Origin of the sequence: Mannheimia indoligenes (genome assembly GCF_036880405.1) — a bacterium.
In the GTDB taxonomy this organism is placed as follows: domain Bacteria; phylum Pseudomonadota; class Gammaproteobacteria; order Enterobacterales; family Pasteurellaceae; genus Mannheimia; species Mannheimia indoligenes.
On the sequence record NZ_JBAJJM010000006.1, the window covers coordinates 127449 to 152339 of the forward strand.

Here is a 24891-nt window from a genome sequence, read left to right on the forward strand (position 1 = left end):
TTATACGGCTAAATGGAAAATTTAGCAAGAGGGAAAGCATAAAAAAATTAAGTTAAGCCATAAATTATTTTAATGATTTACACTTTTTAAGTATGTTTTCACAATTTTCCGATACTTTTCAATTTCTACTTTTGAATATTTTTGCTGATGTTCGTTAAAAACAGCAAGTGAGTTCAGCGTTTGCGGAGCAGATAAATATAAACGTTTTAAACTAATATAAACAGCAGGCAAGGCTCGCTTTCCATTTGCAAATGCGGTTAAATTTTGCCAATCACGCTCATCTAAAGAGATCTCTACAAGCGGTTGAAATTGCTCGAAATTTTGCAATTCCTCACAAATTTCCGTGAAAAACGGTTGAAGAGCGAAATCTCTGGCAAAAGCTTGGGTAGCTTGTTGGCTAAATTGTTTGCCTTGCTGCGAAATCGGGTAAATCATCATCGCACTGCGGTAGCCACTACTTGCTTCTTTATTCGGTGTAATTTGCACCAGCCGGAAACCACAAGATTGCCAAAAAGCGTAGAGTGGAGCAGTCAGCCCAAAGCTGACAGAGATAAAATCAAGCGGTGGTTTTTTATCTGCATTTTGCAAAATAAAGTCAGAAATTAACCGCTTGCCAATGCCTTGATTTTGCCATTCAGGCTTAACCGCAATACGGGAAATCCGTACCGAACGTAATTGACACGCCTGTGGCAGATTGCCTTGAAAGCAGAGATATTGAGCCACCAAATTGCCTTGTGGACGACGTTCGCCTAACCAAATGGTTTGCGTGAGATTTTCATCTAAATTGCCTTCATTTACCGCCCAAATACCACCGATAAGCTGATTATCTTGATATTTTGGATACAAAATTTGCTGCTCGCCATCAAACAATCGGCGTAGATCAGTTGGGGTTGTTTTGTAGTGGGCGGTGGCGAGCAGGTTGTAAAAGGCAATTTGGTTAGCAATATTTGTTGATTGTAAAGGCGAATTGCAATTCGCCCCTACGATATCGTCATTTAACAATAGCAATTCAGCCACAAATTGCTCAAGGGAGTCATTCTCGCCCCACCGTAACGGCTGAGATAATGTCCAATGCTTGAACGGCTTATTTAACATCTTCGGTAATTTCAGCTCAAACCCTCGCCCTGTGCCTTCATAGTTTTGCGTAGTCGTGATTAAAATGACTTTGTCAAAATAATCACAAAGAGTCTTTAGGAGCGGCAAAGGTAAGCTGGCGGCTTCATCAATAAATAGCCATTGATTAGGGGAAATGCTTTTGTTTTTGATTCGCTCAATTAAATTATCAGGAGCGAAAAATGGGATTTGTTGCACAGCAGAACGCCAAAAACTCGGAAGAGCAGATAAAGAGCGAGCGGTAATCAATACATTGTGCTGCTTTGCTAGTTCTGTAGCAAGCAAACCTGCTAAAGTGGATTTCCCACGTCCACGAGGGGCAGTAATTAAATGGATATTAGCATTATCAAGCGGCAGATTTTGCAAAATATTTTGCTGTTCTTCCGTTAATTTGTCAATTTTTGAGGAAATTTGACCGCTTGTAGTAGGTAACTCAGGCAAGTCAGCCTTAACTTCAAAACCAAATTTTTCCACTAATTGTTTAAAATGCTGATAGAAATTCGGGCAGGCAATAGCGTGATTTTCGTTCCAACGTAACGCATCGAAATCTAATTCGTGTTCTAAATTATTCCACTGGGGACAAAGCAAAAATAAAGTACCGTTTTCTTGAATTGTGCCGGCGAGAATGGCAAATGCCGCAAGATGAAAATTGATGCCGTTTTCCGTCCGCATCTCATAAATGGCAAAAGGGTATTCGTTTCCTAATATGGATTTTGCGTTAGAAAAGGGAATAGCTTTAAAAGAGTGATTTTCAGGAATGTAAAAATAGCCTTGTTGAGCAAGGCTAAAAGTGTGTGGATTTGTAAGAATAACTAGCGAACGCATTGTTTTATTTAAATTTTCTCTGAAATATACGGATCTTCATAGCCTAATGCTTGCATAATTTCCGTTTCAAGGCTTTCCATTTCAACCGCTTCACCTTCTTCAATATGATCGTAGCCAAGTAAATGAAGTGTGCCGTGAATAGCGAGATGAGCCCAATGAGCTTCTAAAGGTTTTTGTTGTTCTTCAGCTTCTTTTTCCATCACTTGACGGCAGATAATTAAATCGCCTAGTAATGGCATTTCAATGCCTTCTGGTACTTCAAATGGGAAAGAAAGCACGTTGGTCGGTTTATCTTTTCCTCGATAGGTTAAATTCAGCTCGTGGCTTTCGGCTTCATCTACAATACGAATGGTGATTTCACTTTCGGGGAAATCGTCTGTTTTGGCTTCAACCGCTAGGGCTTTATGTACCCAAGTATAAAATTGTTGTTCGCTTGGTAAGTTTTCGATGTTTTCGCAGGCGATCTGCAAATCAATATATAAATTTTCCATTTTTATCCTTTGCTAATTATTGCCATTTTTCGACCGCTTGTTGATCGCTCTCACGCCCTTCAATCCAACGTTCTCCCTCTTGAGTTTGCTCACGTTTCCAAAATGGAGCTCGGGTTTTGAGATAGTCCATAATAAATTCATTGGCGTGGTAGGCATCGCCTCGATGAGCCGAACTTACCCCCACCAACACAATTTCATCGCCGGTGTGGAGTTGTCCGATGCGGTGAATAACCGCAACACGCTGAATATCCCAACGGGTGCGAGCTTCATCTACAATTTCTTGTAGGGCTTTTTTCGTCATTGCAGGGTAGTGTTCAAGATATAAGCCTGAAACATTATCTCCCAAATTCATTTCACGCACTTTGCCGATAAAAAGTGTGGTTGCTCCAACAGAATGATGTTCGCTTAACCAACGGTAAATATGGTTTTGGTCAAATTCTCTTTCTTGTACTTCAATTAAGGTGGAGTTCATTTAGCCCCCTGTTACCGGTGGGAAAAAGGCGACTTCATCACCATCTTTAATCGGGCTGTCTAGTGGGGATATAGTTTGATTGATTGCCACTAATAATTTGCCTTTTTCCAATGCCAGTTGCCATTTTTTGCCTTGTTGGCTTAAATGTTCACGCAATTCTTCTGCCGTAGTGAAATTGGCTTGCACTTCTAACATATCGGTTGCCACAAGTTCACGCACTTGAGCGAAAAATAATACTTTAATCAACGTTGAAATCTCCTGATTTACCGCCGCTTTTATGTAATAGGCGAACATTTTCAATTACCATATCTTTTTGCACGGCTTTGCACATATCATAGATAGTCAGAGCGGCTACGCTTGCTGCGGTTAAGGCTTCCATTTCTACACCAGTTTTTCCAGTGAGTTTGCAAAGTGATTCAATGCGAACTTGGTTGGTTTCAGGTAACGCTTCAAGCTGCACTTCCACTTTAGAAAGCAGTAGTGGGTGGCAAAGCGGAATGAGTTCCCACGTTCTTTTTGCTGCTTGAATACCGGCAATGCGAGCGGTGGCAAAAACATCGCCTTTATGGTGGTTACCGCTGATGATCATCTGCAAGGTTTCCGGGTTCATTCGTACATAAGCTTCGGCACGAGCCACTCGGACGGTTTCTTGTTTCATTGAAACATCAACCATATTGGCTTCGCCGTTTTGGTTGATGTGGGTGAAGTTGGTCATTTATTTTGTCTCTTTAAATTTAGGTAAAAAATTAATATCGTAGGTTTTTCTGTTACTTTCTTTGCTTGTGCAAAGAAAGTAACCAAAGAAAGCACACCCTACTTCACCGCTGTCTTCGCTTTATTTGAATTTGCTTGACGGAAAAATTGAAGACTCGCCAACTTCGTTGGCTCAAACACTCAATTTTTCCTACAAATTCAAAGTCGCTCAGGCGGTTCAGAAGGGAACCCGTTGGAGCGTTACAAGCGGTTAAATTGAACTAAAAATTTGCAAAAAATCGTGATAAATGCACCGCTTGCCCGTCTGAGCGACTTGCGATTTCTAGGAAAATTTGTACTGTTTGAGCCGCTTGCGGCGAGTTTACAAATTTTCCGTGAAAGAAATCGCAACCAAACGAAGTTCGGGTCGCCTTTCTTTTGGTTACTTTTCTTTGGCGAAGCAAAGAAAAGTAACAGAAACAACGCTTGGTGGTTGTTATCCACCGATACTGGATAAATTATTCCTCACCCCACTATCCCCAATATGCAAATAGTGGTGTTCTCGTTTACCTTGTAAAGCCGATTTCAAGCGAGTTTCAAGCTGTAATTGTTGATCGTCTGACTGCAATAAATCCCGAATATCAATCCCTTCTTCGCCAAATAAGCAAAGGTGTAATTTTCCTAAGGCAGACACTCGCAGGCGATTACACGAGGCACAGAAATTCTTTTCATAAGGCATAATCAAACCGATTTCGCCTTTGTAATCTGGGTGGGATAACACTTTAGCCGGACCATCAGATACTGCTTTTGGTTGTAGCTGCCAGCCTTCTCTGAACAAACGCTCCATCACAGATTGCCCTGAAAGATGCTGCTCTTTGAAAAAGCTGTCCATTTCGCCGGTTTCCATCAGCTCGATAAAACGCATTTGAATCGGTTTATCTTTAATCCACGCTAAAAATTTATCTAACTCGTGGGCGGTGTATTGTTTCATTAACACAGCATTGACTTTGATTTTTTTATAGCCAATTTCAAAGGCTTTATCAATGCCGTTTAAAATGGATTGCAGCTTGTTTTCGCCTGTAATCAGTTGAAATTGTCGAGTATCTAAACTATCAACACTCACGTTAATATCGGTAATACCGGCTTGCTGCCAGAGTTCAACATCACGCTCCATTCGGTAGCCGTTAGTGGTTAAGGCGACTTTGCGGATGCCGGCAGTTTGTGAAAGGGTATGAGCAATTTCGGCAAAATCTTTGCGTAAAGTCGGCTCTCCGCCTGTAATACGGATTTTCTCTGTACCTAGATTAGCAAAGGCTTTAGCGATACGTTGGATTTCGTCCACTTTCAGAAATGTCTGCTTGTGCGAAGGCGGCTGGTAGCCGTTAGGCAAGCAGTAATTACAACGGAAGTTACAAACATCGGTAACGGATAATCTCAAATAGGTATATTGACGCTGAAAGCGATCAACAAGCCCAGAGATATCATTACCCACGTTCTTAATTGGGATAATAGATTGCATTTGACACCTTTCTAAACACGAGAGGACAACCCATTTCTAAGTTATCCTTTGAACAGCTGAATCACAAAGCTGTTACTGGCATAAATTCCATATCAAAAATTTGTCTTTAATTTTTAGAGTTAGGAAATAATGCTCGGAGTCTTAAATAAAATTGGTTTTATTGTAGGGGGAGAATGCTGATTAAGCAAGAGGTATATAGTGGTATATTTTAAGCTCAGATCATAACTAAATCAGGTTGGTTTGATTTATATCATTTTTTTGAATAGGTAATTTTGTTATTTTAATTTGACAATTTTTTTACTTAGGAAAAAGAATGACTGAAAATAATCAATGGTCTTGCTTGATTAATAAGCAAGGCGAGATTTTAGAATGGGAAAATAAAGCTGGAGTAGAGTATTTAACGCAGCTAGAACAACTCTGCCTCTATGCTCAAGCATTTCTTTATTCAGAGCAGACTTCATTATCTTTTTTCTATTGTTTGCCTCATCAGCATTGGCTCAAGGTTCTGCTAAAACGCCATCAAGAGTTTACATTAATACACGCAGAGCAGAGCAAATTACCATTTGAACTGAGTAAGCGAGAAATTGAGTTATTAACGTTAGTCAGCAGTGGATTGAGTAATGAAGAAATTGCAAATGAATTAAATATCAGCAAGCGTACCGTTGATAAACATATTGAAAATATTTTCTCTAAAACGAAAACAGAAAGTCGAACTTTGCTGGCTGTTTTTGCCATTACAGAGCATTTAATCTGCTTACCAACACCGGGTAAGCTAGAACAATCTATTCTTGCTACTTTTAAAATCGAACAACTTGCTTTGCAAATTGCAAATAAAAAACAACCGCTTGTAATGAATGAACCTGCAACTTTTTCGATTAATAATTATAGCCATCGCCCTATTATTCTTGGTGTACCCTATGTGGAACAGGGGATTGGACAAATTGATACCAAAGAATTACTTAATGGTACGCAACTTGCGGTAGAAAATATAAATCGGCAAGGCGGTATTAATGGGCGAGAAGTACAAATTGCCACTGCCGGTTTTTGTGTAGAGGATAAATCCAGCATATTAAATGCTTATAATGCGTTGTTGGATCAAGAAGTTGATGCGATTTCTACCGCCTATGCTTGTTATTTGCCCGAAGTTCACGAACTCATTGCAACCGAAGGCATTCCTTATTTACATATTGCTACTCATAGCGGTTCAAATAAACTTGCACAGAATTTGCCAAATAAGCGAATTGAGAATATGTTCCAAGTGTGTGCGAGCGATGTTACTTATAGCTTGGGTATTTTAAATTTTCTGCAATATTACCGTTATTATTATGCCGATTTTATGCAAAATAAAACGGTAATGATCGTAAGTGTGAAATGGCAAAAAGTGGATATTGGTATCGATACTTTATCGCACAATTTGCATAAACAAGGTTGGAATATTGAATATGTAGAGCTAGAAAAAGAGCCTGCTGCTTATCAACATCTGATGCAGCAAATTCATAATATTTCACCTTCTATTATCGTACTTGCTTCTTATTTTGCGGAAGATATTGTCCATTTTCATCAAGCCTTTATTGAAAATCCGACTAATGCAATTATTTACAGTATTTATGCACCTTCTGCATTTTTGCCACACGAACAACCTTGCGAAGGAGTATTGTGGAGTACCAATAGTGGCTTAAGCGATAACTATTTAGGGCGGCAATTTTGCCAATGTTATGAACAGTTATTCGAGCGAAAACCCACTTATTCACAAGCCAGCATTGCTTATGATCAAGCTAATATTCTAGCAAATGCTTGGAAGCAAAGTGTTTCCTCCCGTCATTTTAAAGCGGTTTCGAATATTATTCGTCAGCAACCGCATTATGGCGTAAACGGTACTTATTATTTTAATACCGATAGCCAAATCGGTTTAACTTACCCGGAAACAAAAGACTTATCAATTAGCTTGCCACAGCTTATCTATCAAATTCAGCAAGGCAGAAGTGCGGTAATTGCACCTGAGTTATTTGCTGATTCACAATTTGTGCTACCTGCTTGGTTTTCTTATAAATGATATTGAGGGAGAGTTTTCTCCCTTTTTTATTTGTTATTTTTGCCTTAGATCAAACTTCATTAACTCTTTTGAGTTAATACGTATTTTTACTTATTGTTTATAACTCTAATGAGTTAATAAAATGCCTTCGTCTTTAATTTTTAGCGTTTTTTAGTGGGGGTAGTTATATGTCTAAGATGAAAAAAATAGCCGCTTTTATTGGCATTATGGGGCTTGGTGCTGCCGTTTTAGGTGGTTCGCAATATGCGATGAAAACCACGAATTCGACTGAATTTTGTGTCAGCTGTCATTCAATGGCTCACCCGCAAGCAGAATGGGAAGGAAGTGTGCATTTCTCCAACCGAAAAGGGATTCGGGCGGAGTGTTCAGATTGCCACGTACCGCAAGATGGCTTGCACTATTTCAAAGCAAAAGTGGTTGCTTTAAAAGATGTTTGGCATACCTTTGTTACCAACAAATTGCCTGACCAAGAAGCCTATGAGGCTCACCGTTTAGAGATGGCTCAACGTGTGTGGGAGGATATGAAAGAAACAGATTCCGCGACTTGCCGTTCTTGCCATAGTTTTGATGCAATGGTGCTTTCAGAGCAAAAAGAAGCCGCACAGAAAATGCATAAACTTGCTCAAGAAACAAATCAAACCTGTATTGATTGCCATAAAGGTATTGCTCATTTTATGCCTGATATTCAAGTGGACAATGCAGCCGCTGCAGGTGAATTAGCAAAACACGGTGCAGAGTTTACCGCAAATGATAAAACGCTTTATGCTCTTGCAATGACGCCCGTTCAGCTAACACAAGGTGGCGAGATTCGCTTATTGCCTTATGCTGAATTGCATCAATGGAAAGAAGATGGCGAACAGCTAAAAGCAACTATTAATGGTTGGCAACAAGAAGGGGCAGAGTCTGTTGTGTATATGGATTTAGGCAAACGCATTATGGTTGCGCTATTACCTGATGAAGCACAAAGTAAAGTTAATATCGTAAAAACGGTTTTCGATAATGTAACTAACTCTAATTGGAAAGAAGTGAATTTTGAAGTTACCGTTCCAAAAACCGCAGTAACTGCAAATATTGCTGCCTTAAATCAATTTGGCAATAACTTAAACCAAACACATTGTAGTGGTTGCCACGCAGCAATAGGAGCTGATCACTATACTGCTAACCAGTGGATCGGTGTAGTTAATTCAATGAAAGATCGTACTTCAATGTCTGCAGATGATGTACGTGCAGTAACCATTTATTTACAACGTAACGCTAAAGATATTGCAGGCAGTTCACATTAATTTTTAACTTAGAGGATACCGAGCTTGTGAACCTAAGTCTCTAGGTGAGATATGGTAGCAAGCCGTAAAGAAGCGGAACAAGCGGTCGTTTTTTGCGAAAATTTTGCAAAAAAACCTAGCAACTTTACCAATGGATAAGCGAGAAATGGTTTATCCACTCGACTTCAGAAAGGTGTCTATTTTTAACTTAACTTCAAATGAGGTTTATTATGAAAAAGCAAGACAATATTGACGTAAGTCGTCGTGGTTTTCTAAAAAAATCATCACTTAGCTTAGCTGCCGGTGCAGGTTTTTCAACCGGTACCACAGGGGTAGTGGGTGCATTAGCATCAACCAGTGCAAAAGCAGCTGAAATGAATGCGGTTCTAACTGCCGCTCACTGGGGACCATTAGCCGTTGTGGTTGAGAACGGAAAAGTGGTGAAATCTGATTCGGCTATTGATATTTCTGTACCAAATGAATTACAGCACGTTGTGGCTGATCAAGTTCACGGCGAAGCTCGTGTGAAATATCCGATGGTGCGTAAAGGCTACTTAGAAGGTAATAAAGATACAACCTTACGTGGACGTGATGAATGGGTTCGAGTTTCTTGGGAGAAAGCCTTTGAATTAGTTCACGGAGGAATAAAATCAGCCCGTGATACACACGGTGCAACCAGTATTTTTGCAGGTTCTTATGGTTGGTATAGCTCAGGCTCATTACACGCAGCACGTACATTATTACATCGCTATATGAACTTAACCGGCGGTTTTGTTGGGGTAAAAGGCGATTATTCGACCGGTGCAGCTCAAGTTATTATGCCACACGTACTTGGTACTATTGAGGTATATGAGCAACAAACCAGCTGGGAAGTTTTACTTGAAAGTAGCGATATTATCGTGCTTTGGTCAGCAAACCCATTAACAACGCTACGTAATGCGTGGACATCAACCGATCAACAAGGTATTGAATATTTCAAAAAATTCAAAGAAACAGGTAAACGCATTATCTGTATTACCCCTGAACGTAATGAATCGGCTCAATATCTAAATGCAGAATGGCTCCCGGTGAATACAGGTACTGACGTTGCATTAATGTTAGGTATTGCACATACCTTAGTAAGTGAAGATAAACACGATAAAGCATTTTTGAAAAAATATACTGCCGGCTATGATAAATTCGAAGAGTATTTACTAGGTAAAAACGATAACCAACCGAAAGATGCCGAATGGGCAGCCAAAATTTGTGGTGTATCTGCAGAGAAAATTAAACAATTAGCCGCTGATTTCTCATCAAAACGCACGATGTTAATGGGCGGTTGGGGTATGCAACGTCAAAGACACGGTGAACAAACTCACTGGATGTTAGTTACTCTTGCTTCAATGTTAGGGCAAATCGGATTACCGGGAGGCGGTTTCGGTTTAAGTTACCACTATGCAAATGGCGGTGTGCCAACAGCAACCGGCGGTATTGTTGGGGCAATTTCAGCTAATGCAGGCGGTGATGTAGGTGAAAAAACGTGGTTAGATGATACTTCAAAAGCCTCTTTCCCATTAGCCCGTATTTCCGATGCGTTACTGAATCCGGGTAAAACCATTCAATATAACGGAACAGAAATTACTTATCCGGATATCAAAGTCATTTACTGGGCAGGGGGTAATCCATTAGTTCATCATCAAGATACGAATACGATGGTAAAAGCGTGGCAAAAACCGGATTTGATTGTCGTAAATGAATGTTATTGGACGCCAACCGCTCGTATGGCAGATATTTTATTACCGGCAACAACAAGTTACGAACGTAATGACTTAACAATGTCAGGCGACTATTCAATGATGAATATTTTCCCAATGAAACAGGTGGTTGAACCACAATTTGAAGCGAAAAGTGATTACGATATTTTTGCGGAGCTTTCTAAACGTGCCGGTGTAGAAGATAAATTTACCGAAGGTAAATCGGAAATGGATTGGCTCAAAGGTTTCTACCAATCTGCCTTTGATGCAGCCCGCAAAAACAGAGTTATTATGCCGAATTTCGATAAATTCTGGACAGAAAATAAACCTGTTACCTTTAAAGTAAGTGATAAAGCGAAAAAATGGGTACGTTATGAAGAATTCCGCAACGATCCATTACTCAATCCACTCGGTACACCATCAGGTAAAATTGAGATCTTCTCTGATGTTGTTGCAAAAATGAACTATGATGACTGTAAAGGACACCCAACTTGGATGGAACCGGAAGAGTATGCAGGTAATGTAACCGCTGAAGCACCACTGGCTTTAGTTACACCGCACCCATACTACCGTTTACACAGTCAGCTGGCTCATACCTCTCTGCGTAGTAAATATACAGTAAAAGATCGTGAGCCTGTTTTAATTCACAAAGATGATGCAGCAGCCCGAGGCATTGCTGATGGCGATATTGTGCGTGTATTTAACGCTCGCGGTCAGGTTCTTGCCGGGGCAGTCGTAACCGACGGTATTATCAAAGGAACAGTTGCTATTCACGAAGGGGCTTGGTATGACCCGGCAGATGCAGGTCAAAGCGAAAAACCATTATGTAAGTTTGGCTGCCCTAACGTACTAACCCGTGATGAAGGCACATCAAAACTGGCACAGGGTAACTCTCCAAATACTGCAATAGTGCAAGTTGAGAAATTCACCGGCGAAGCACCGGAAGTAACAGTCTTTAAAGAGCCTAAATACACAGAGGCTTAATAGCGAAAAAAGCACAGAGTTTAAACTCTGTGCTTTTTTGCTTACAAGCGGTTATATTTCTTCAATTTTTTGCAAATCTTTCTATTTTTTTGACCGCTTGTTACAATAATGCACTTTTATTTTTTCAGGTGTATTTTATGACAACCCTTACTTGGTACGGCAAAGAAGAAGCCGTAAAAAAAGCCAAACAAACCCCATATTGTCTATTGCGTGAGTTGCCGGATTTTTCGCATAATATTGCCCGACAGCCGACAGCCGACAGCTCAGCTTCTGCTGAAACCTTATCTAATGTCAAGCAAAATTTAATTATTCAAGGTGATAATTTATCAGCCTTAAAATCTCTTTTGCCCTTTTATGCCGGGCAAGTCAAATGTATTTTTATTGATCCTCCCTATAATACAAAATCTGCCTTTACCCACTACGATGATAATTTAGAGCATTCCGTTTGGCTTTCAATGATGTATCCGCGTCTTGAAATTTTACGGGAATTGCTTGCTGAAGATGGCTCAATTTGGATCACGCTTGATGATAACGAAAGCCACTATTTAAAAATTATGCTCGATGAAATTTTTGGGCGGAAGAATTTCATTTCTAACTTAATTTGGGAAAAGAAAAGGAAACCATCTTTTTTAGGCAAAGTTGGTAAAGTTACAGATAATTTATTTTGTTATGCAAAAAACAAAAATAAATTAAATGACTTAACTTACCTTGAGACTTCAGGTGATGAAACCTATCCATTATACAATGCTGGAAATCCAAGAGAAATTTTGGTTTTCCCACCCCATTCTATAAAATTTAAAAAACACAATGATGGATTATATAAGCCTGCTATTTTTTCTAAAAAAACGAGTTCTATTACGTTGATTTCAGAATTAATTATTGAAGAACAATGGAATAAAAATACGGTAGAAATTGAAGGTGAGTGGCGGTATAGCCAAAACAGTGTTAATGAGCAATTAAAAAACGGTGATTACTATATTATAAAAAGTTTAGACTTTCGACCAAGGAGAGTATTTGAACGAAGTGCGGAAAAGAAAAAAATTCATAATTTAATTAGTCGAACTCATTATGATATGGCAACAAATGAAGACTCTGCTAGTGAACATCTAGAATTATTTGGTGAGGATATTGCAGAAGATTCATTTGATTATCCTAAACCTGAAAAATTAATTCAATTTGTATTAGAAACATCGACTGAACCACACGACCTTGTCCTCGATAGTTTTCTTGGTTCAGGTACAACCGCAGCAGTTGCTCATAAAATGAACCGTCGTTATATCGGTATTGAGATTGGCGAACACGCTAAAACCCACGTAGTACCTCGTTTGAAAAAAGTGATTGAGGGAGAACAAGGTGGTATTTCAAAAGCGGTAGGTTGGCAAGGTGGTGGATCGTTTCGCTTTTGTGAATTAGGAGAGGAAGTATTTGACGCATTCGGTTCACTTAATCCGAACATTCGTTTTGAAGATTTAGCTGCTCATATTTGGTACTTGGAAAATCATTTCCCTTTGCAAAAAAATACCGAAAAATCACCGCTTGTCGGTACTTTCAACGGCAAAGCCTACTATTTGTTATATAACGGAATTTTAGGCGATAAACGTCCGCAGAGCGGTAATGTGCTGACACGAAAATTAATGGCAGAGTTGCCATACTTTACTGAATTTATGCAACAGGGAATGGATATTGTGGTATATGGCGAAGCCTGTCGTTTAGGAGAGGCACAGTTAGCTGAAAAGAAAATTACATTTAAACAAATTCCGTATGATGTAACAGCTCGTTAATGGTGGGAGGAAAAATGAAATTAAAAAATTACCAAAATGAGGCATTAAACCGTGTCAGCCACTATTTTTCGGCTTGTTTACATTCTGATGCAAAAACCGCTTTTAGCCAAATCCAACCTGAATATAGTTACAAGATCCCAAGTGAACACAGTAATTTGCGTGATGTGCCTTATGTTTGTGTACGAATTCCAACGGGTGGCGGTAAAACATTGTTAGCCTCGCATAGCATTGCCCGTATTGCAAGGCAGTATTTGGATTGCGATTTCCCTGTTACTTTGTGGCTAGTGCCTTCTCGCACCATTAAAACCCAAACCGCAGAAGCGTTGAAAAATCCACAACACCCTTACCGTGCGGCACTTGATAAAACCTTTAACCGAGAAGTAATGGTTATTGAGTCTGAAGATTTTGATTTACTTCGCCCACAAGACTTTGGCAATAAGGCGATTGTAATCGTTTCTACTATTCAAAACTTTCGGGTAGAAAATCAAGATGGGCGAAAAATTTATGCCTTTAATGAAAAATTAACGGCTCATTTTGAGCGTTTACCAATCTATATTCAGACAAATTTAGAAAAAATTTCAACAACAGATCTACAAGAAAACGGTTTAGCCGCCAAACAAGCGGGCAAAATTAAGTGTTCTTTTGCAAATTTGTTGCGAGCCTATCAACCTTTGATCATTGTTGATGAAGCCCATAACGCTCGAACTTCACTCTCTTTTGATGTGTTATCTCAACTTTCCCCAGCGGCTATTTTAGAATTTACTGCTACACCAAACACAGATAGAAAAACAGGGAGTAATGTGTTGTACCACGTTTCAGCAAGTCATCTAAAATCAGAAGAGATGATCAAATTACCGATTGTGCTGACCGAACATCACAACTGGCAACAAGCAATAGATGGAGCAGTAATTAGCAGAGGAGCATTAGCACAAAAAGCACAGTATGAGAGCGATTATGTTCGTCCACTTGTGTTATTTCAAGCTGAGCCTAAAAACGGCAAAGTAACAGTAGAAGTTTTAAAACAGTATTTAATTGATGAATTAAAAATTGATGAAGAAGAAATTGCTATTGTTACGGGTAATCAGCACGAATTAGATAATATCGATTTATTTAATCCACAATGTAAGATCAATTACATCATCACGGTTGAGGCATTGAAAGAAGGGTGGGATTGCCCGTTTGCCTATATTTTTTGCTCCGTGCAAAATGTTTCCTCAAGTAAGGAAGCGGAGCAGTTGTTAGGGCGAGTATTGCGAATGCCTTATGCTAAACGCCGTCAAATTGAAGATTTAAACCGTGCTTATGCTCATCTTTCCTCTAAGTCGTTCGGCGAAACGGCTCGTAATTTACAAGATAAATTGATTGGAATGGGGTTTGAAGCATTAGAAGTAGCTGAAATGCTCCGCATTCCACAACAAGAGAATTGGATTAGTGAGAATGAAGGGGATTTATTCTATACGCCGACAACAGTTTTAGCATTAACGCAATTCCCTGAAATGACGGATTTAAGTGAAGCAGAACGTTCTCAACTCAAAATTACCGAGCAAGAAGGTAGCATTTTAGTGCAAGTAAAAGGTAATTTAAGTGAAAAGTTAGAAAAAGCGTTGATCCAAACTGCAACCGGTAAGAAAAAAGAACAAATTGAGCAACAATTACAAATTCACCAAAATAGAGTTGAAATATTCGCTTCTCCTGCCAAAAAAGGTGAAATATTTAAAGTAATACCTCAACTTTGTATGAATATTCAAGGCGAGTTAGATTTAGCTGATTCACAAGTGCTATTAGATTACCAAAGTTGGAATTTATTGGATTACCCCGCCAAACTTGATGGTTTTAGATTACAAGAGAATAGCCAAAGTTTTGAAATTGATGTGGAAGATAAACGGGTTTCTTACCATTTTAATCAACAACAACTTAGCTTTTCTGATGATTGGCTGGAACTAACCGAGCAAGATTTTATCCGTTGGTTGGATAAACAAGTGCGTTTAACTGATATTCCTCAAGCTATAATGTTAAGATTTTTGCAATTATTGATTTCAGATTTACTGAAAAATGTAGAAATCACTTTAACTCAGTTAGTTCAACATAAATTTGCATTGGCTCGGGCTATTTCAGATTTGATTAATCGTTATCGGGCTTTAGCTCAAAAAAATTGCTATCAACAAACGCTATTTGGTGATAATGAAGAAGTAGAAATCTGCCTAAATGAGCAGTATCAATTTAGTTTTACACCAGAAAAACTAGCACCACAACCGCCTTTTTATGTAGGACGTTACAAATTCAACAAACACTATTTTGCTCAAATTGAAGAGTTGAAAGCAAGTGGGGAAGAATTTGATTGTGCCGTTGCGATTGATTCATTGCCTCAAGTGAAATATTGGGTAAGAAATCCTGTAAAAAGAGGGTTTTCTTTACCATTAGCTCATCAGAATTTTTATCCTGATTTTATTGTAGAGCTTATTGATGGTCGAATTTTAATTGTGGAATATAAAGGGGAACAATTAAAAAGTAATGAAGATTCTAAAGAAAAAGCCTTAATTGGCAATCTTTGGGAGAAATTAAGTCAAGGAAAAGGCTTATTTATTATGGCTGTAAAAAGCGATGAAAATGGTCAAGATGTTAGAACACAGCTGCTAAATAAATTAGCCTGATTTGCAAATTTTATGCAAAATATAACCGCTTGTAGAAACAAGCGGTTTAATTTTTTCGATTTTTTGCAAGTTATGCTTTATCCATTGGCTCAAAATCACGTTTAGTTTCGCCAGTGTAGATTTGGCGAGGACGGACAATCTTGATATTACCTTGTAGATACATCTCTTTCCAGTGAGCAATCCAACCAACGGTTCTAGCTAACGCAAACATTACGGTAAACATTGAGGTTGGAATACCGATTGCTTTGAGTACGATACCGGAGTAGAAGTCCACATTCGGATAAAGTTTGTGTTCGATAAAGTACGGATCACTTAACGCAATACGCTCTAACTCCAACGCAACTTCAAACAATGGATTATCAATATTGAGTTCTTTCAATACTTCGTGGCAGGTCTCACGCATTACCTTCGCTCGAGGATCGTAGTTTTTATATACACGATGCCCGAAGCCCATTAAACGGAATGGATCGTTTTTATCTTTCGCACGGGCGATAAATTCCGGAATGCGATCAACTGTACCAATTTCTTCTAACATATTGATACAAGCCTCATTCGCCCCACCGTGTGCAGGTCCCCAAAGGGAAGCAATACCTGCGGCAATACAAGCAAACGGGTTTGCACCGGAAGATGCAGCGGTACGCACTGTGGAGGTGGACGCATTTTGTTCGTGGTCAGCGTGTAAAATGAAGATTTTATCTAACGCACGTTCTAAAACAGGGTTCACCACGTAAGGCTCGCACGGGGTAGCAAACATCATATATAAGAAGTTACCTGCATAAGATAAGTGGTTTTGTGGGAACATAAATGGTTGACCGATGGAATATTTATAACACATCGCAGCAAGGGTTGGGATTTTAGCTAACAAACGAATTGCGGTAAGTTCACGGTGGGCTTGATTATTAACATCGATAGAGTCGTGGTAGAAGGCTGCTAATGCACCACTTACCCCACACATTACTGCCATTGGGTGAGAATCTCGACGGAAACCGGAGAAGAATTTAGTGAGTTGCTCGTGTACCAACGTGTGTTTTTTGATAAGTTGAACAAAGTCTTTATATTCTTCTTTAGTTGGACGCTCGCCAAATAAGAGCATATAGCCTACTTCTAAATAGTCAGAATGTTTTGCCAGTTGGTCAATCGGGTAGCCTCGATAAAGTAAAACCCCTTCATCGCCATCTACATAGGTAATCTTTGATTCACAAACGGCAGTTGAAACCAAACCGGGATCGTAAGCGAACAATTTATGTTTTAAAAAAGGCTGAATATCTACGTTTTGATACCCTAGCGTACCTTTTTTCATAGTAAGTTCAATTTTTTCACCAGTCTCTAGTGTTAATGTTGCTGCTGACATATATGCTCCTTTTTTATTTTAGGTTTGCCAATAAACTAGATTATTTTTAACAGAATAACAATATTTTTTTATAATTCATTTACAAAATGTGCGTTGGATCACAAATCTTAATTTAGAGAAATTCTCTTTATTTACATTTATACATTTACTGTTTATAGTTGATTTGTTATTAAACTGTAAATTTCATTTTTCGTCATTCGAGGGGGAGAAAATGCCTACACAAGTCCAAATTCCACAAGGCGAAACCATTCAACTGAACCAAGACGGTTCTTTGCAAGTTCCTGATAATCCTATTATTCCTTTTATTGAAGGCGACGGCATCGGCGTGGATGTAACCCCTGCGATGAAAGTAGTGTTAGATGCTGCGGTTGAAAAAGCCTATCAAGGCAAGCGTAAAATTGCTTGGATGGAAATTTACGCAGGTGAAAAAGCAAACAACCTTTATGGTGAAAATACTTGGTTGCCGGATGAAACCTTAGAGCTGATTCGTCAATACCACGTTGCCATTAAAGGCCCGTTAATGACACCGGTCGGTGGCGGAATTCGTTCACTGAATGTGGCAATGCGTCAAGGTTTGGACTTATACAACTGCCTTCGCCCAATCCGCTATTACGATGGTACACCAAGTCCGGTTAAACACCCTGAATTAATTGATATGGTGATTTTCCGTGAAAACTCGGAAGATATTTACGCTGGGGTTGAGTGGGTAGCCGGTTCGCCTGAAGCAAATAAAGTAATTGAGTTCTTACAAAAAGAAATGGGCGTGAAGAAAATTCGCTTTACTGAAGATTGCGGTATCGGCATTAAACCTGTTTCTAAGCAAGGTACGCAACGTTTGGTACGAGCAGCCTTACAATATGTCATTGATAACAACCGTAAATCGCTCACCTTAGTTCACAAAGGTAATATTATGAAATTTACCGAAGGGGCATTTAAAGAGTGGGGCTACCAAGTTGCGGAAGAATTCGGGGCTAAATTAATAGATAAAGGTCCTTGGATGAGTTTAACCAATCCAAAAACAGGCGAAGAAATCATTATTAAAGACAGTATTGCCGATGCCTTCTTACAGGAAATTTTATTACACCCAACTGAATATGATGTCATTGCCACCTTGAACCTAAACGGCGATTACATTTCAGATGCTTTAGCAGCTCAAGTAGGCGGAATCGGTATTTCTCCGGGGGCTAATATCGGTTATGAAGCGGCTATTTTTGAAGCGACTCACGGCACTGCACCGAAAATTGCAGGGCAAAATAAAGGCAATCCGGGTTCTTTAATCTTAAGTGGTGAGATGATGTTACGCCATTTAGGCTGGACAGAAGCAGCAGATTTAGTGGTGAAAGCGGTATCGAAAACCATTGCAGATAAAACAGTAACTTTTGATTTTGCTGAAATGCTAGAAGGTGCAACATTACGTTCAACATCAGAGTTTGCACAAGACATCATTGCAAATATGTAACTCAAGGATAAGGAGTAAGTTATGGCAAATTTTATAGAAAATTATCAACAACAAGTTGATGAACGTGCAAAATTAGGTGTTGTTCCACAGCCATTGAATGCAGAACAAACTGCACAGCTAGTTGAGTTACTGAAAAATCCACCTGCCGAACAAGCGGTCTTTTTATTAGATCTTTTTACAAATCGTATTCCTGCAGGCGTAGATGAAGCCGCTTACGTGAAAGCCGCCTTTCTAGCCGATATTGTAAAAGGGGGAACTTCATCGCCGCTTATTTCACCCGATCACGCGGTGAAATTATTAGGCACAATGCAGGGTGGTTATAATATTGAAACCTTGCTACTGGCATTAGATAAACCGGAGCTTGCCCCTATTGCGGTAGAAGCCTTATCCAAAACATTATTGATGTTTGATAATTTCCACGATGTAAAAGAACGTGCAGAACAAGGCAATCAATTTGCAAAACAAGTGTTAGTGTCCTGGGCTAATGCCGATTGGTTCACTTCTCGTCCGAAACTCGCCGAAAAACTGACTGTTACCGTATTTAAAGTAACAGGTGAAACAAATACTGACGATCTTTCCCCAGCCCAAGATGCTTGGTCTCGCCCTGATATTCCACTTCACGCTCAAGCAATGCTTAAAAATGAACGTGATGGCATTTTCCCTGATGACAACGGACACATTGGTCCAATTAAACAGTTAGAAGCGTTGAAGGAAAAAGGCTTTCCTTTAGCTTATGTAGGCGATGTAGTGGGAACCGGTTCTTCCCGTAAATCAGCAACCAACTCGGTGCTTTGGTTTATGGGGGAAGATATTCCTTATATTCCGAATAAGCGTGCCGGTGGTATTGTGTTAGGCGGTAAAATTGCTCCGATTTTCTTTAATACCCTCGAAGATGCAGGTTCTTTACCGATTGAGGTGGACGTTACCCAACTCAATATGGGCGATGTAATCGACATTTATCCTTACGAAGGCAAAATCCGTAAGCACAATTCTGATGAAGTATTAGCCGAGTTTGATTTAAAAACTGAAGTATTACTTGATGAAGTGCGAGCTGGTGGACGTATCCCGTTGATTATCGGGCGTGGCTTAACACACAAAGCGAGAGTTGCATTAGGTTTACCAGAAAGTGATGTATTCATTAAACCTCAAGCTGTTTCTGAAAATGATAAAGGCTACACACTTGCACAAAAAATGGTAGGGCGTGCTTGTGGTGTGGAGGGGGTTCGTCCGGGTCAATACTGCGAACCAAGAATGACCTCTGTTGGCTCACAAGATACTACTGGGCCAATGACGAGAGATGAGCTAAAAGATTTAGCCTGTTTAGGTTTCTCCGCAGATTTAGTGATGCAGTCTTTCTGCCATACCGCTGCTTACCCAAAACCTGTTGATGTAGTTACCCATCACACCTTGCCTGATTTTATTATGAATCGTGGTGGTGTTTCACTTCGCCCGGGTGATGGGGTAATTCACTCTTGGCTAAACCGAATGTTATTGCCTGATACCGTTGGCACAGGTGGCGATTCGCATACTCGTTTCCCAATCGGTATTTCATTCCCGGCAGGTTCAGGTTTAGTGGCTTTTGCTGCAGCAACAGGCGTGATGCCGTTGGATATGCCGGAATCAGTATTGGTGCGTTTTTCTGGCACAATGCAACCGGGCATTACGTTGCGTGATTTAGTTCACGCCATTCCATATTATGCGATTCAGCAAGGCTTGCTAACCGTTGAGAAAAAGGGCAAGAAAAACATCTTCTCAGGGCGTATCCTTGAAATTGAAGGATTAGAAGATCTGAAAATCGAGCAAGCCTTTGAGCTTTCAGATGCCTCTGCGGAACGTTCTGCGGCAGCTTGTACCATCAAACTCAACAAAGAGCCGATTATTGAGTATCTCAACTCAAATATCACGCTGTTAAAATGGATGATTGCCGAAGGTTATGACGATAAACGCACCCTTGAACGCCGTATCGCTAATATGCAAGCCTGGTTGGATAATCCTGAATTGTTAGAAGCGGATGAAAATGCGGAATATGCGGCAGTTATTGAGATCAACTTAGATGAAATCAAAGAGCCGATTGTCTGTGTGCCGAACGACCCTGACGATGCTCGTCTGCTTTCTCAAGTACAAGGCGATAACATTGATGAAGTCTTTATCGGTTCTTGTATGACCAATATCGGGCACTTCCGTGCAGCAGGTAAATTACTCAGCCAAGTAAAAGGGGAGTTACCAACCAAACTTTGGATTGCTCCACCAACTAAAATGGATGCAGCATTATTAACCGAAGAAGGCTATTACAGCATTTACGGTAAAAGTGGTGCTAGGGTTGAAATGCCTGGTTGCTCACTCTGTATGGGTAACCAAGCACGTGTAGCGAATAATGCTAACGTAGTTTCAACATCGACGAGAAACTTTCCGAACCGTTTAGGGCAAGGGGCGAATGTTTACCTTGCTTCAGCAGAACTTGCAGCTGTATCGGCGTTATTAGGCAAATTACCAACACCGGAAGAATATCTTTCTTATGTAAACAGCTTACAAAATGAGAAAGATGATATTTACCGCTATATGAACTTCGATCAAATTAACAGCTATGTGAAAAAAGCGGATAATGTGATTATTCAAACTGCGGTGTAATTCCCATCATTAAAGCAATAATCCGACCTTATGGTCGGATTATTTTTTCTATTCCTAAAACTATTGCTCTAGCATTCTCAAAAATTCTCTCAAACTTAAGCATTGTACACCGTCATAACTATTGCCATCAAATTCGTCCATTGTAACTACATACTTAGGGTAGTTATCTTGAATTTTGAGTAAATTGCCAAACTCTCGCTCTAGTGTTTTTTCTTCGTTAATCGTCAGTGTTGCTTGCACATAAATTCGCTCGCCTGCTTTTTCAGCTACAAAATCAATTTCTTGATTATTTAGTCCACCAATTTTGACATTATAGCCTGCAATTTGCAGATGGTTGAAAATGGTATTTTCCAGCAACTTGCTTCTGTCTTGTACTCGATAACCTATCAGAGCATTTCTCAGTCCAATATCTTCAAAATAGTATTTCTCACCGATTTCAAAAATCCGTTTTCCCTCAATATCATAACGTGGCACTTTATGTATTAGGAACGCATTCGTGAGGTAATCCACATAGTTTTGGACTTGCGTGCTGCTTGTCGAAATCTTTTGTGATTTCAGAAAATCGCTAATTTTCTTAGCTGAAAACAAATTCCCGATATTATCTGCAAGAAATAGCGTTAATTGCTCCAAAAAAGGTACATTTCGCAGGGCATAGCGATTGACAATATCCCGCACGGCAATGGTCGAATAAATATTCTTTAAATATTCAAATACAATATTGTCTTGCAAGGGCAAGTCTTTCAAATAAGGCAAACCACCATATTTAAGGAAGTGGGAAAGGGCTTTGTTGCTATCTTCCAATTTCATAAATTCCAAAAATTCAAAATAGGACAATGAGTGGACATTAATTTCAATCGAGCGACCACTCAACGCTCCCACAATATCTCGGGAAAGTAAATGGGCATTACTTCCCGTACAATATAAATCCAACTCATCGTCTAATAATAGCGAACGCAGAGCAGCCTCGAAATCGCTGATTTCTTGGATTTCATCAATAAAAATGTAGTTTTTTTGCCCGTTCTTTTTTTGAGCTAATACAAACTCCTCAAGATCTTTGGCAGTCTTTAAGGTGCTAAATGCTAAATCTTCTTTATTGATATAAATGAGGTTTGCTTGTTCATCACTTGCCTGAATTTCTTGCATAATTTGAAATAGCAGGTAACTTTTTCCTACCCGCCGTTGTCCAGTAAATACTTTAATTAGTGATTTACCGATAAAAGGACGAACTCGCTCTAAGTAGCGTTTGCGATAAATAAGATCTTTTTTCATTATACCCTCTCTATTTTATGATTGTAACTTTACGCTTAAATATAAAAAGTTTCAATCATAATTGAAACTTTTGTATTTTTTACCAAAAGTTACATTCTTAAATTAAATTTTCCAAATGCCATTTTGCAAAATTTTCCAGAAATTTAACCGCTTTATACCGCTTGCAGTTGCAACTTACCAATTAATCCAGTAAATTCCATTCAATTTTATAAAATAAAGGCACGAATTAATGAACACAACATTAGAACAAGGCAAATTTGTTTTTCTCGACAAACCAGAAAACACAATCACGACCGCAGCTCACTGGGGGGCATTAAATGTAACCCTTGAAAATGGCAGAGTAGTGAAATCGGAAGGTAGCTTAGCCAAAAATCATCAAAACGAATTACAAGATGTGGTTGCCGATCAGCTTTATAGCCCTGTGCGAGTTAAGTGTCCGATGGTTAGAAAAGGCTACTTAGAAGGTGATAAAGACACTACCTTGCGTGGGCGAGATGAATGGGTTCGAGTTTCTTGGGATAAAGCCTTTGAGCTTGTTTCAAATGAAATTCAACGTGTTCGCCAACAATACGGTAGTGAATCGATTTTTGGTGGCTCTTACGGCTGGTATAGTTGTGGCTCATTACACGCTTCTCGCACACTGTTGCAACGTTACTTAAATGTAACGGGGGGATTTATAAATAGCAAAGGCGATTATTCCACCGGTGCGGTACAAGTGATTATGCCTTATGTGCTAGGGAATATTGAAGTTTATGCTCAACAAACCAGTTGGCATACAATTGTAGAAAATACAGAATTATTGGTGATTTGGTCGTCTAACCCACTCAATACTTTACGCATTGCGTGGACATCTGCCGAACCGGAAGGCATTGATTATCTGGCTAAAATCAAAGCCAGCGGCAAACGTATTATTTGTATCGACCCTGTAAAAAGTGAAACCTGCCAATTTTTAGAGGCAGAGTGGTTGCCAATTAATACAGGTACTGATGTTGCATTGATACTGGGTATCGCTCATACTTTAATTAGTGAGAACAAGCACGATCACGACTTTTTAGCGAAATATACCATCGGTTTTGAGCAATTTGCCGATTATGTGTTAGGAAAAACCGATAATCAACCAAAAACGGCTGAATGGGCGAGCAAAATTTGTGGCATTGATGCTGAAACAATTAAAGAATTGGCTCACGCCTTTATCGCCAATCGAACAATGCTGATGTCAGGCTGGGGCTTGCAACGTTTGCAACACGGCGAGCAGAGCCATTGGGCGTTAGTTACCCTTGCCGCAATGCTAGGGCAGATTGGCTTGCCGGGTGGTGGTTTTGGTTTAAATTATCGCTATTCCACTAACGGATTAAATGCTAATTCCGGTATTCGTTTAGGGGCAATAAATGCAGGTAAGCCAAATCTGAATATGCCGTTTTTCCCGGTTGCTCGTATTGCTGATGCATTACTTAACCCAAATCAGACTTACGATTACAACGGGCAAACTTTAGTTTACCCTGATGTAAAATTAGTCTATTGGGCTGGAGGAAACCCATTTGCTCACCACCCTGATACCAACTATTTGGTAAAAGCGTGGCATCAGCCTGAAACCGTGATCGTTAATGAATGTTACTGGACGCCAACCGCCCGAATGGCAGATATTGTACTACCGGCTACCACAAGCTATGAACGCAATGATTTAACCGTAGCCGGGGATTATGTGGTGAAACATATCATACCAATGAAACAAGTCGTTCCACCGCAGTTCGAGGCAAAAAACGACTACGATATTTTTGCCGAGTTGGCGAAACGAGCAGGCAAAGAGCAAGAGTTCACCGAAGGTAAGAGCGAAATGGATTGGCTGAAAGAGTTCTACCAAATAGCCTATGATGCTGCAGAAAAAATCAATACGCCATTCCCAACCTTTGATGAATTTTGGACAGAAAACAAAGTACTCAGTTTTGAAACAGAAAATCAAAATAACACTTTTATTCGCTATCAAGATTATCGTAATGACCCGATTAAGCACAAACTGGCAACACCATCAGGCAAAATCGAGATTTTCTCTGAAACCGTAGCGAATATGAATTACGATGATTGCAAAGGACATCCAACGTGGTTTGAGCATCAAGAATATTCAGGCAAAACAAACGAAGTTGAACCTCTTGCGTTAGTAACACCACATATTAAATACCGATTACACAGCCAGTTAGCCTATTCTTCACTTCGTCAATATTACGAAGTAAACGGACGAGAGCCGGTGTTGATTCATACTCAAGATGCCGCTGAACGAGGCATTACAAGCGGTGATATTGTGCGAATTTTTAACAAACGCGGACAAGTATTGGCAGGTGCGGTGGTTACTGATGGCATTATCAAAGGCACAGTTGCTCTTTATGAAGGAGGTTGGTACGACCCACAAGATTTAAGCCAACCAAACACTTTATGCTTAAACGGTAATCCAAATGTGCTAACTAAAAATGATGGTTCATCAAAACTAGGGCAGGGCAATGCACCGAATACTACAACCGTTCAGGTAGAGAAATTTGAGATGGAAGCTCCCGAAGTCGCAGTGTTTAACCCACCTATTTAAATAAATCAGGGAAATACAACATTACTGTATTT

Annotated in this window: 16 protein-coding genes and 2 riboswitches; of the genes, 8 read left to right on the forward strand and 8 right to left on the reverse strand. The window is 39.6% G+C overall.

Annotated elements, in window-relative coordinates; translation table 11 throughout:
- Positions 1-69: 69 nt before the first annotated feature.
- The 6 genes from V6W77_RS04815 to moaA form a co-directional block, all read right to left on the reverse strand.
- Entirely contained in the window at positions 70-1938 is a 1869-nt protein-coding gene (locus tag V6W77_RS04815; RefSeq protein ID WP_334253952.1) for a GNAT family N-acetyltransferase, read from the reverse strand.
- An 8-nt stretch (positions 1939-1946) separates the two neighbouring features.
- Entirely contained in the window at positions 1947-2429 is a 483-nt protein-coding gene (ybeY, locus tag V6W77_RS04820; RefSeq protein WP_283385891.1) for an rRNA maturation RNase YbeY, read from the reverse strand.
- Between the two features lie 16 nt (positions 2430-2445).
- A complete protein-coding gene (gene moaE, locus V6W77_RS04825; protein WP_334253953.1) occupies positions 2446-2901 on the reverse strand; it encodes a molybdopterin synthase catalytic subunit MoaE in 456 nt (151 codons plus the stop codon).
- Positions 2902-3147 (reverse strand): molybdopterin synthase sulfur carrier subunit, encoded by a 246-nt coding sequence (gene moaD / locus V6W77_RS04830; protein WP_025235971.1) that lies wholly within the window; start codon positions 3145-3147, stop codon positions 2902-2904.
- The gene (gene moaC, locus V6W77_RS04835) at positions 3140-3616 is read right to left on the reverse strand and encodes a cyclic pyranopterin monophosphate synthase MoaC (protein ID WP_334235313.1); all 477 of its coding nucleotides are present in this window, start codon (positions 3614-3616) and stop codon (positions 3140-3142) included. Before moaC ends, moaD begins: the two co-directional genes overlap by 8 nt.
- Positions 3617-4090: 474 nt before the next feature.
- Positions 4091-5113 carry a GTP 3',8-cyclase MoaA gene (gene moaA, locus V6W77_RS04840; protein ID WP_334253954.1) on the reverse strand — a complete coding sequence of 341 codons (1023 nt, stop codon included), beginning with the start codon at positions 5111-5113 and terminating at the stop codon, positions 4091-4093.
- Positions 5102-5264, reverse strand: a riboswitch (molybdenum cofactor riboswitch). Its footprint overlaps the gene before it by 12 nt.
- 162 nt (positions 5265-5426) lie before the next feature.
- Between moaA and V6W77_RS04845 the strand changes: the two genes are divergently transcribed.
- From V6W77_RS04845 to V6W77_RS04865, 5 genes are all read left to right on the forward strand, one after another.
- Positions 5427-7166, forward strand: coding sequence for a LuxR C-terminal-related transcriptional regulator (locus tag V6W77_RS04845; protein ID WP_334253955.1), 1740 nt, complete (start codon positions 5427-5429; stop codon positions 7164-7166).
- A gap of 167 nt (positions 7167-7333) precedes the next feature.
- Positions 7334-8449, forward strand: a complete 1116-nt coding sequence (locus V6W77_RS04850; RefSeq protein WP_428981774.1) for a NapC/NirT family cytochrome c — start codon at positions 7334-7336, stop codon at positions 8447-8449.
- 4 nt (positions 8450-8453) lie between these two features.
- Positions 8454-8640: riboswitch (molybdenum cofactor riboswitch) on the forward strand.
- An 18-nt stretch (positions 8641-8658) separates the two neighbouring features.
- Entirely contained in the window at positions 8659-11145 is a 2487-nt protein-coding gene (gene torA, locus V6W77_RS04855; protein WP_334253956.1) for a trimethylamine-N-oxide reductase TorA, read from the forward strand.
- Positions 11146-11282: 137 nt separating this feature from the next.
- Positions 11283-12926, forward strand: coding sequence for a site-specific DNA-methyltransferase (locus tag V6W77_RS04860; protein WP_334253957.1), 1644 nt, complete (start codon positions 11283-11285; stop codon positions 12924-12926).
- Positions 12927-12940: 14 nt separating this feature from the next.
- Positions 12941-15577, forward strand: a complete 2637-nt coding sequence (locus V6W77_RS04865) for a DEAD/DEAH box helicase (RefSeq protein WP_334253958.1) — start codon at positions 12941-12943, stop codon at positions 15575-15577.
- Positions 15578-15647: 70 nt separating this feature from the next.
- Here V6W77_RS04865 and V6W77_RS04870 read toward each other — a convergent pair whose 3' ends face one another.
- Complete coding sequence (locus tag V6W77_RS04870) at positions 15648-16928, reverse strand: citrate synthase (protein WP_334253959.1); 1281 nt, start codon at positions 16926-16928, stop codon at positions 15648-15650.
- 211 nt (positions 16929-17139) lie between these two features.
- Here V6W77_RS04870 and icd point away from each other — a divergent pair, with 211 nt between their 5' ends.
- The gene (icd, locus tag V6W77_RS04875) at positions 17140-18387 is read left to right on the forward strand and encodes an NADP-dependent isocitrate dehydrogenase (RefSeq protein WP_334253960.1); all 1248 of its coding nucleotides are present in this window, start codon (positions 17140-17142) and stop codon (positions 18385-18387) included.
- 21 nt (positions 18388-18408) lie between these two features.
- The gene (gene acnB, locus V6W77_RS04880; protein WP_334253961.1) at positions 18409-21015 is read left to right on the forward strand and encodes a bifunctional aconitate hydratase 2/2-methylisocitrate dehydratase; all 2607 of its coding nucleotides are present in this window, start codon (positions 18409-18411) and stop codon (positions 21013-21015) included.
- Between the two features lie 60 nt (positions 21016-21075).
- On the opposite strand, the gene V6W77_RS04885 is transcribed toward acnB, so the two are convergent.
- Positions 21076-22284: an ATP-binding protein gene (locus V6W77_RS04885; protein WP_334253962.1), complete on the reverse strand. Its 1209-nt coding sequence runs from the start codon at positions 22282-22284 to the stop codon at positions 21076-21078.
- A 229-nt stretch (positions 22285-22513) separates the two neighbouring features.
- On the opposite strand from V6W77_RS04885, the gene V6W77_RS04890 reads away from it, so the two are divergent.
- The gene (locus tag V6W77_RS04890; protein WP_334253963.1) at positions 22514-24859 is read left to right on the forward strand and encodes a molybdopterin guanine dinucleotide-containing S/N-oxide reductase; all 2346 of its coding nucleotides are present in this window, start codon (positions 22514-22516) and stop codon (positions 24857-24859) included.
- Positions 24860-24891: the final 32 nt, after the last annotated feature.

Excerpts from the sequence above, each read along its gene's own strand:
- V6W77_RS04815 (WP_334253952.1), bottom strand. The coding sequence starts at position 1,938 with ATGCGTTCGCTAGTTATTCTTACAAATCCACACACTTTTAGCCTTGCT.
- ybeY (WP_283385891.1), bottom strand. The coding sequence starts at position 2,429 with ATGGAAAATTTATATATTGATTTGCAGATCGCCTGCGAAAACATCGAA.
- moaE (WP_334253953.1), bottom strand. The coding sequence starts at position 2,901 with ATGAACTCCACCTTAATTGAAGTACAAGAAAGAGAATTTGACCAAAAC.
- moaC (WP_334235313.1), bottom strand. The coding sequence starts at position 3,616 with ATGACCAACTTCACCCACATCAACCAAAACGGCGAAGCCAATATGGTT.
- moaA (WP_334253954.1), bottom strand. The coding sequence starts at position 5,113 with ATGCAATCTATTATCCCAATTAAGAACGTGGGTAATGATATCTCTGGG.
- V6W77_RS04845 (WP_334253955.1), top strand. The coding sequence starts at position 5,427 with ATGACTGAAAATAATCAATGGTCTTGCTTGATTAATAAGCAAGGCGAG.
- V6W77_RS04850 (WP_428981774.1), top strand. The coding sequence starts at position 7,334 with ATGTCTAAGATGAAAAAAATAGCCGCTTTTATTGGCATTATGGGGCTT.
- torA (WP_334253956.1), top strand. The coding sequence starts at position 8,659 with ATGAAAAAGCAAGACAATATTGACGTAAGTCGTCGTGGTTTTCTAAAA.
- V6W77_RS04860 (WP_334253957.1), top strand. The coding sequence starts at position 11,283 with ATGACAACCCTTACTTGGTACGGCAAAGAAGAAGCCGTAAAAAAAGCC.
- V6W77_RS04865 (WP_334253958.1), top strand. The coding sequence starts at position 12,941 with ATGAAATTAAAAAATTACCAAAATGAGGCATTAAACCGTGTCAGCCAC.
- V6W77_RS04870 (WP_334253959.1), bottom strand. The coding sequence starts at position 16,928 with ATGTCAGCAGCAACATTAACACTAGAGACTGGTGAAAAAATTGAACTT.
- icd (WP_334253960.1), top strand. The coding sequence starts at position 17,140 with ATGCCTACACAAGTCCAAATTCCACAAGGCGAAACCATTCAACTGAAC.
- acnB (WP_334253961.1), top strand. The coding sequence starts at position 18,409 with ATGGCAAATTTTATAGAAAATTATCAACAACAAGTTGATGAACGTGCA.
- V6W77_RS04885 (WP_334253962.1), bottom strand. The coding sequence starts at position 22,284 with ATGAAAAAAGATCTTATTTATCGCAAACGCTACTTAGAGCGAGTTCGT.
- V6W77_RS04890 (WP_334253963.1), top strand. The coding sequence starts at position 22,514 with ATGAACACAACATTAGAACAAGGCAAATTTGTTTTTCTCGACAAACCA.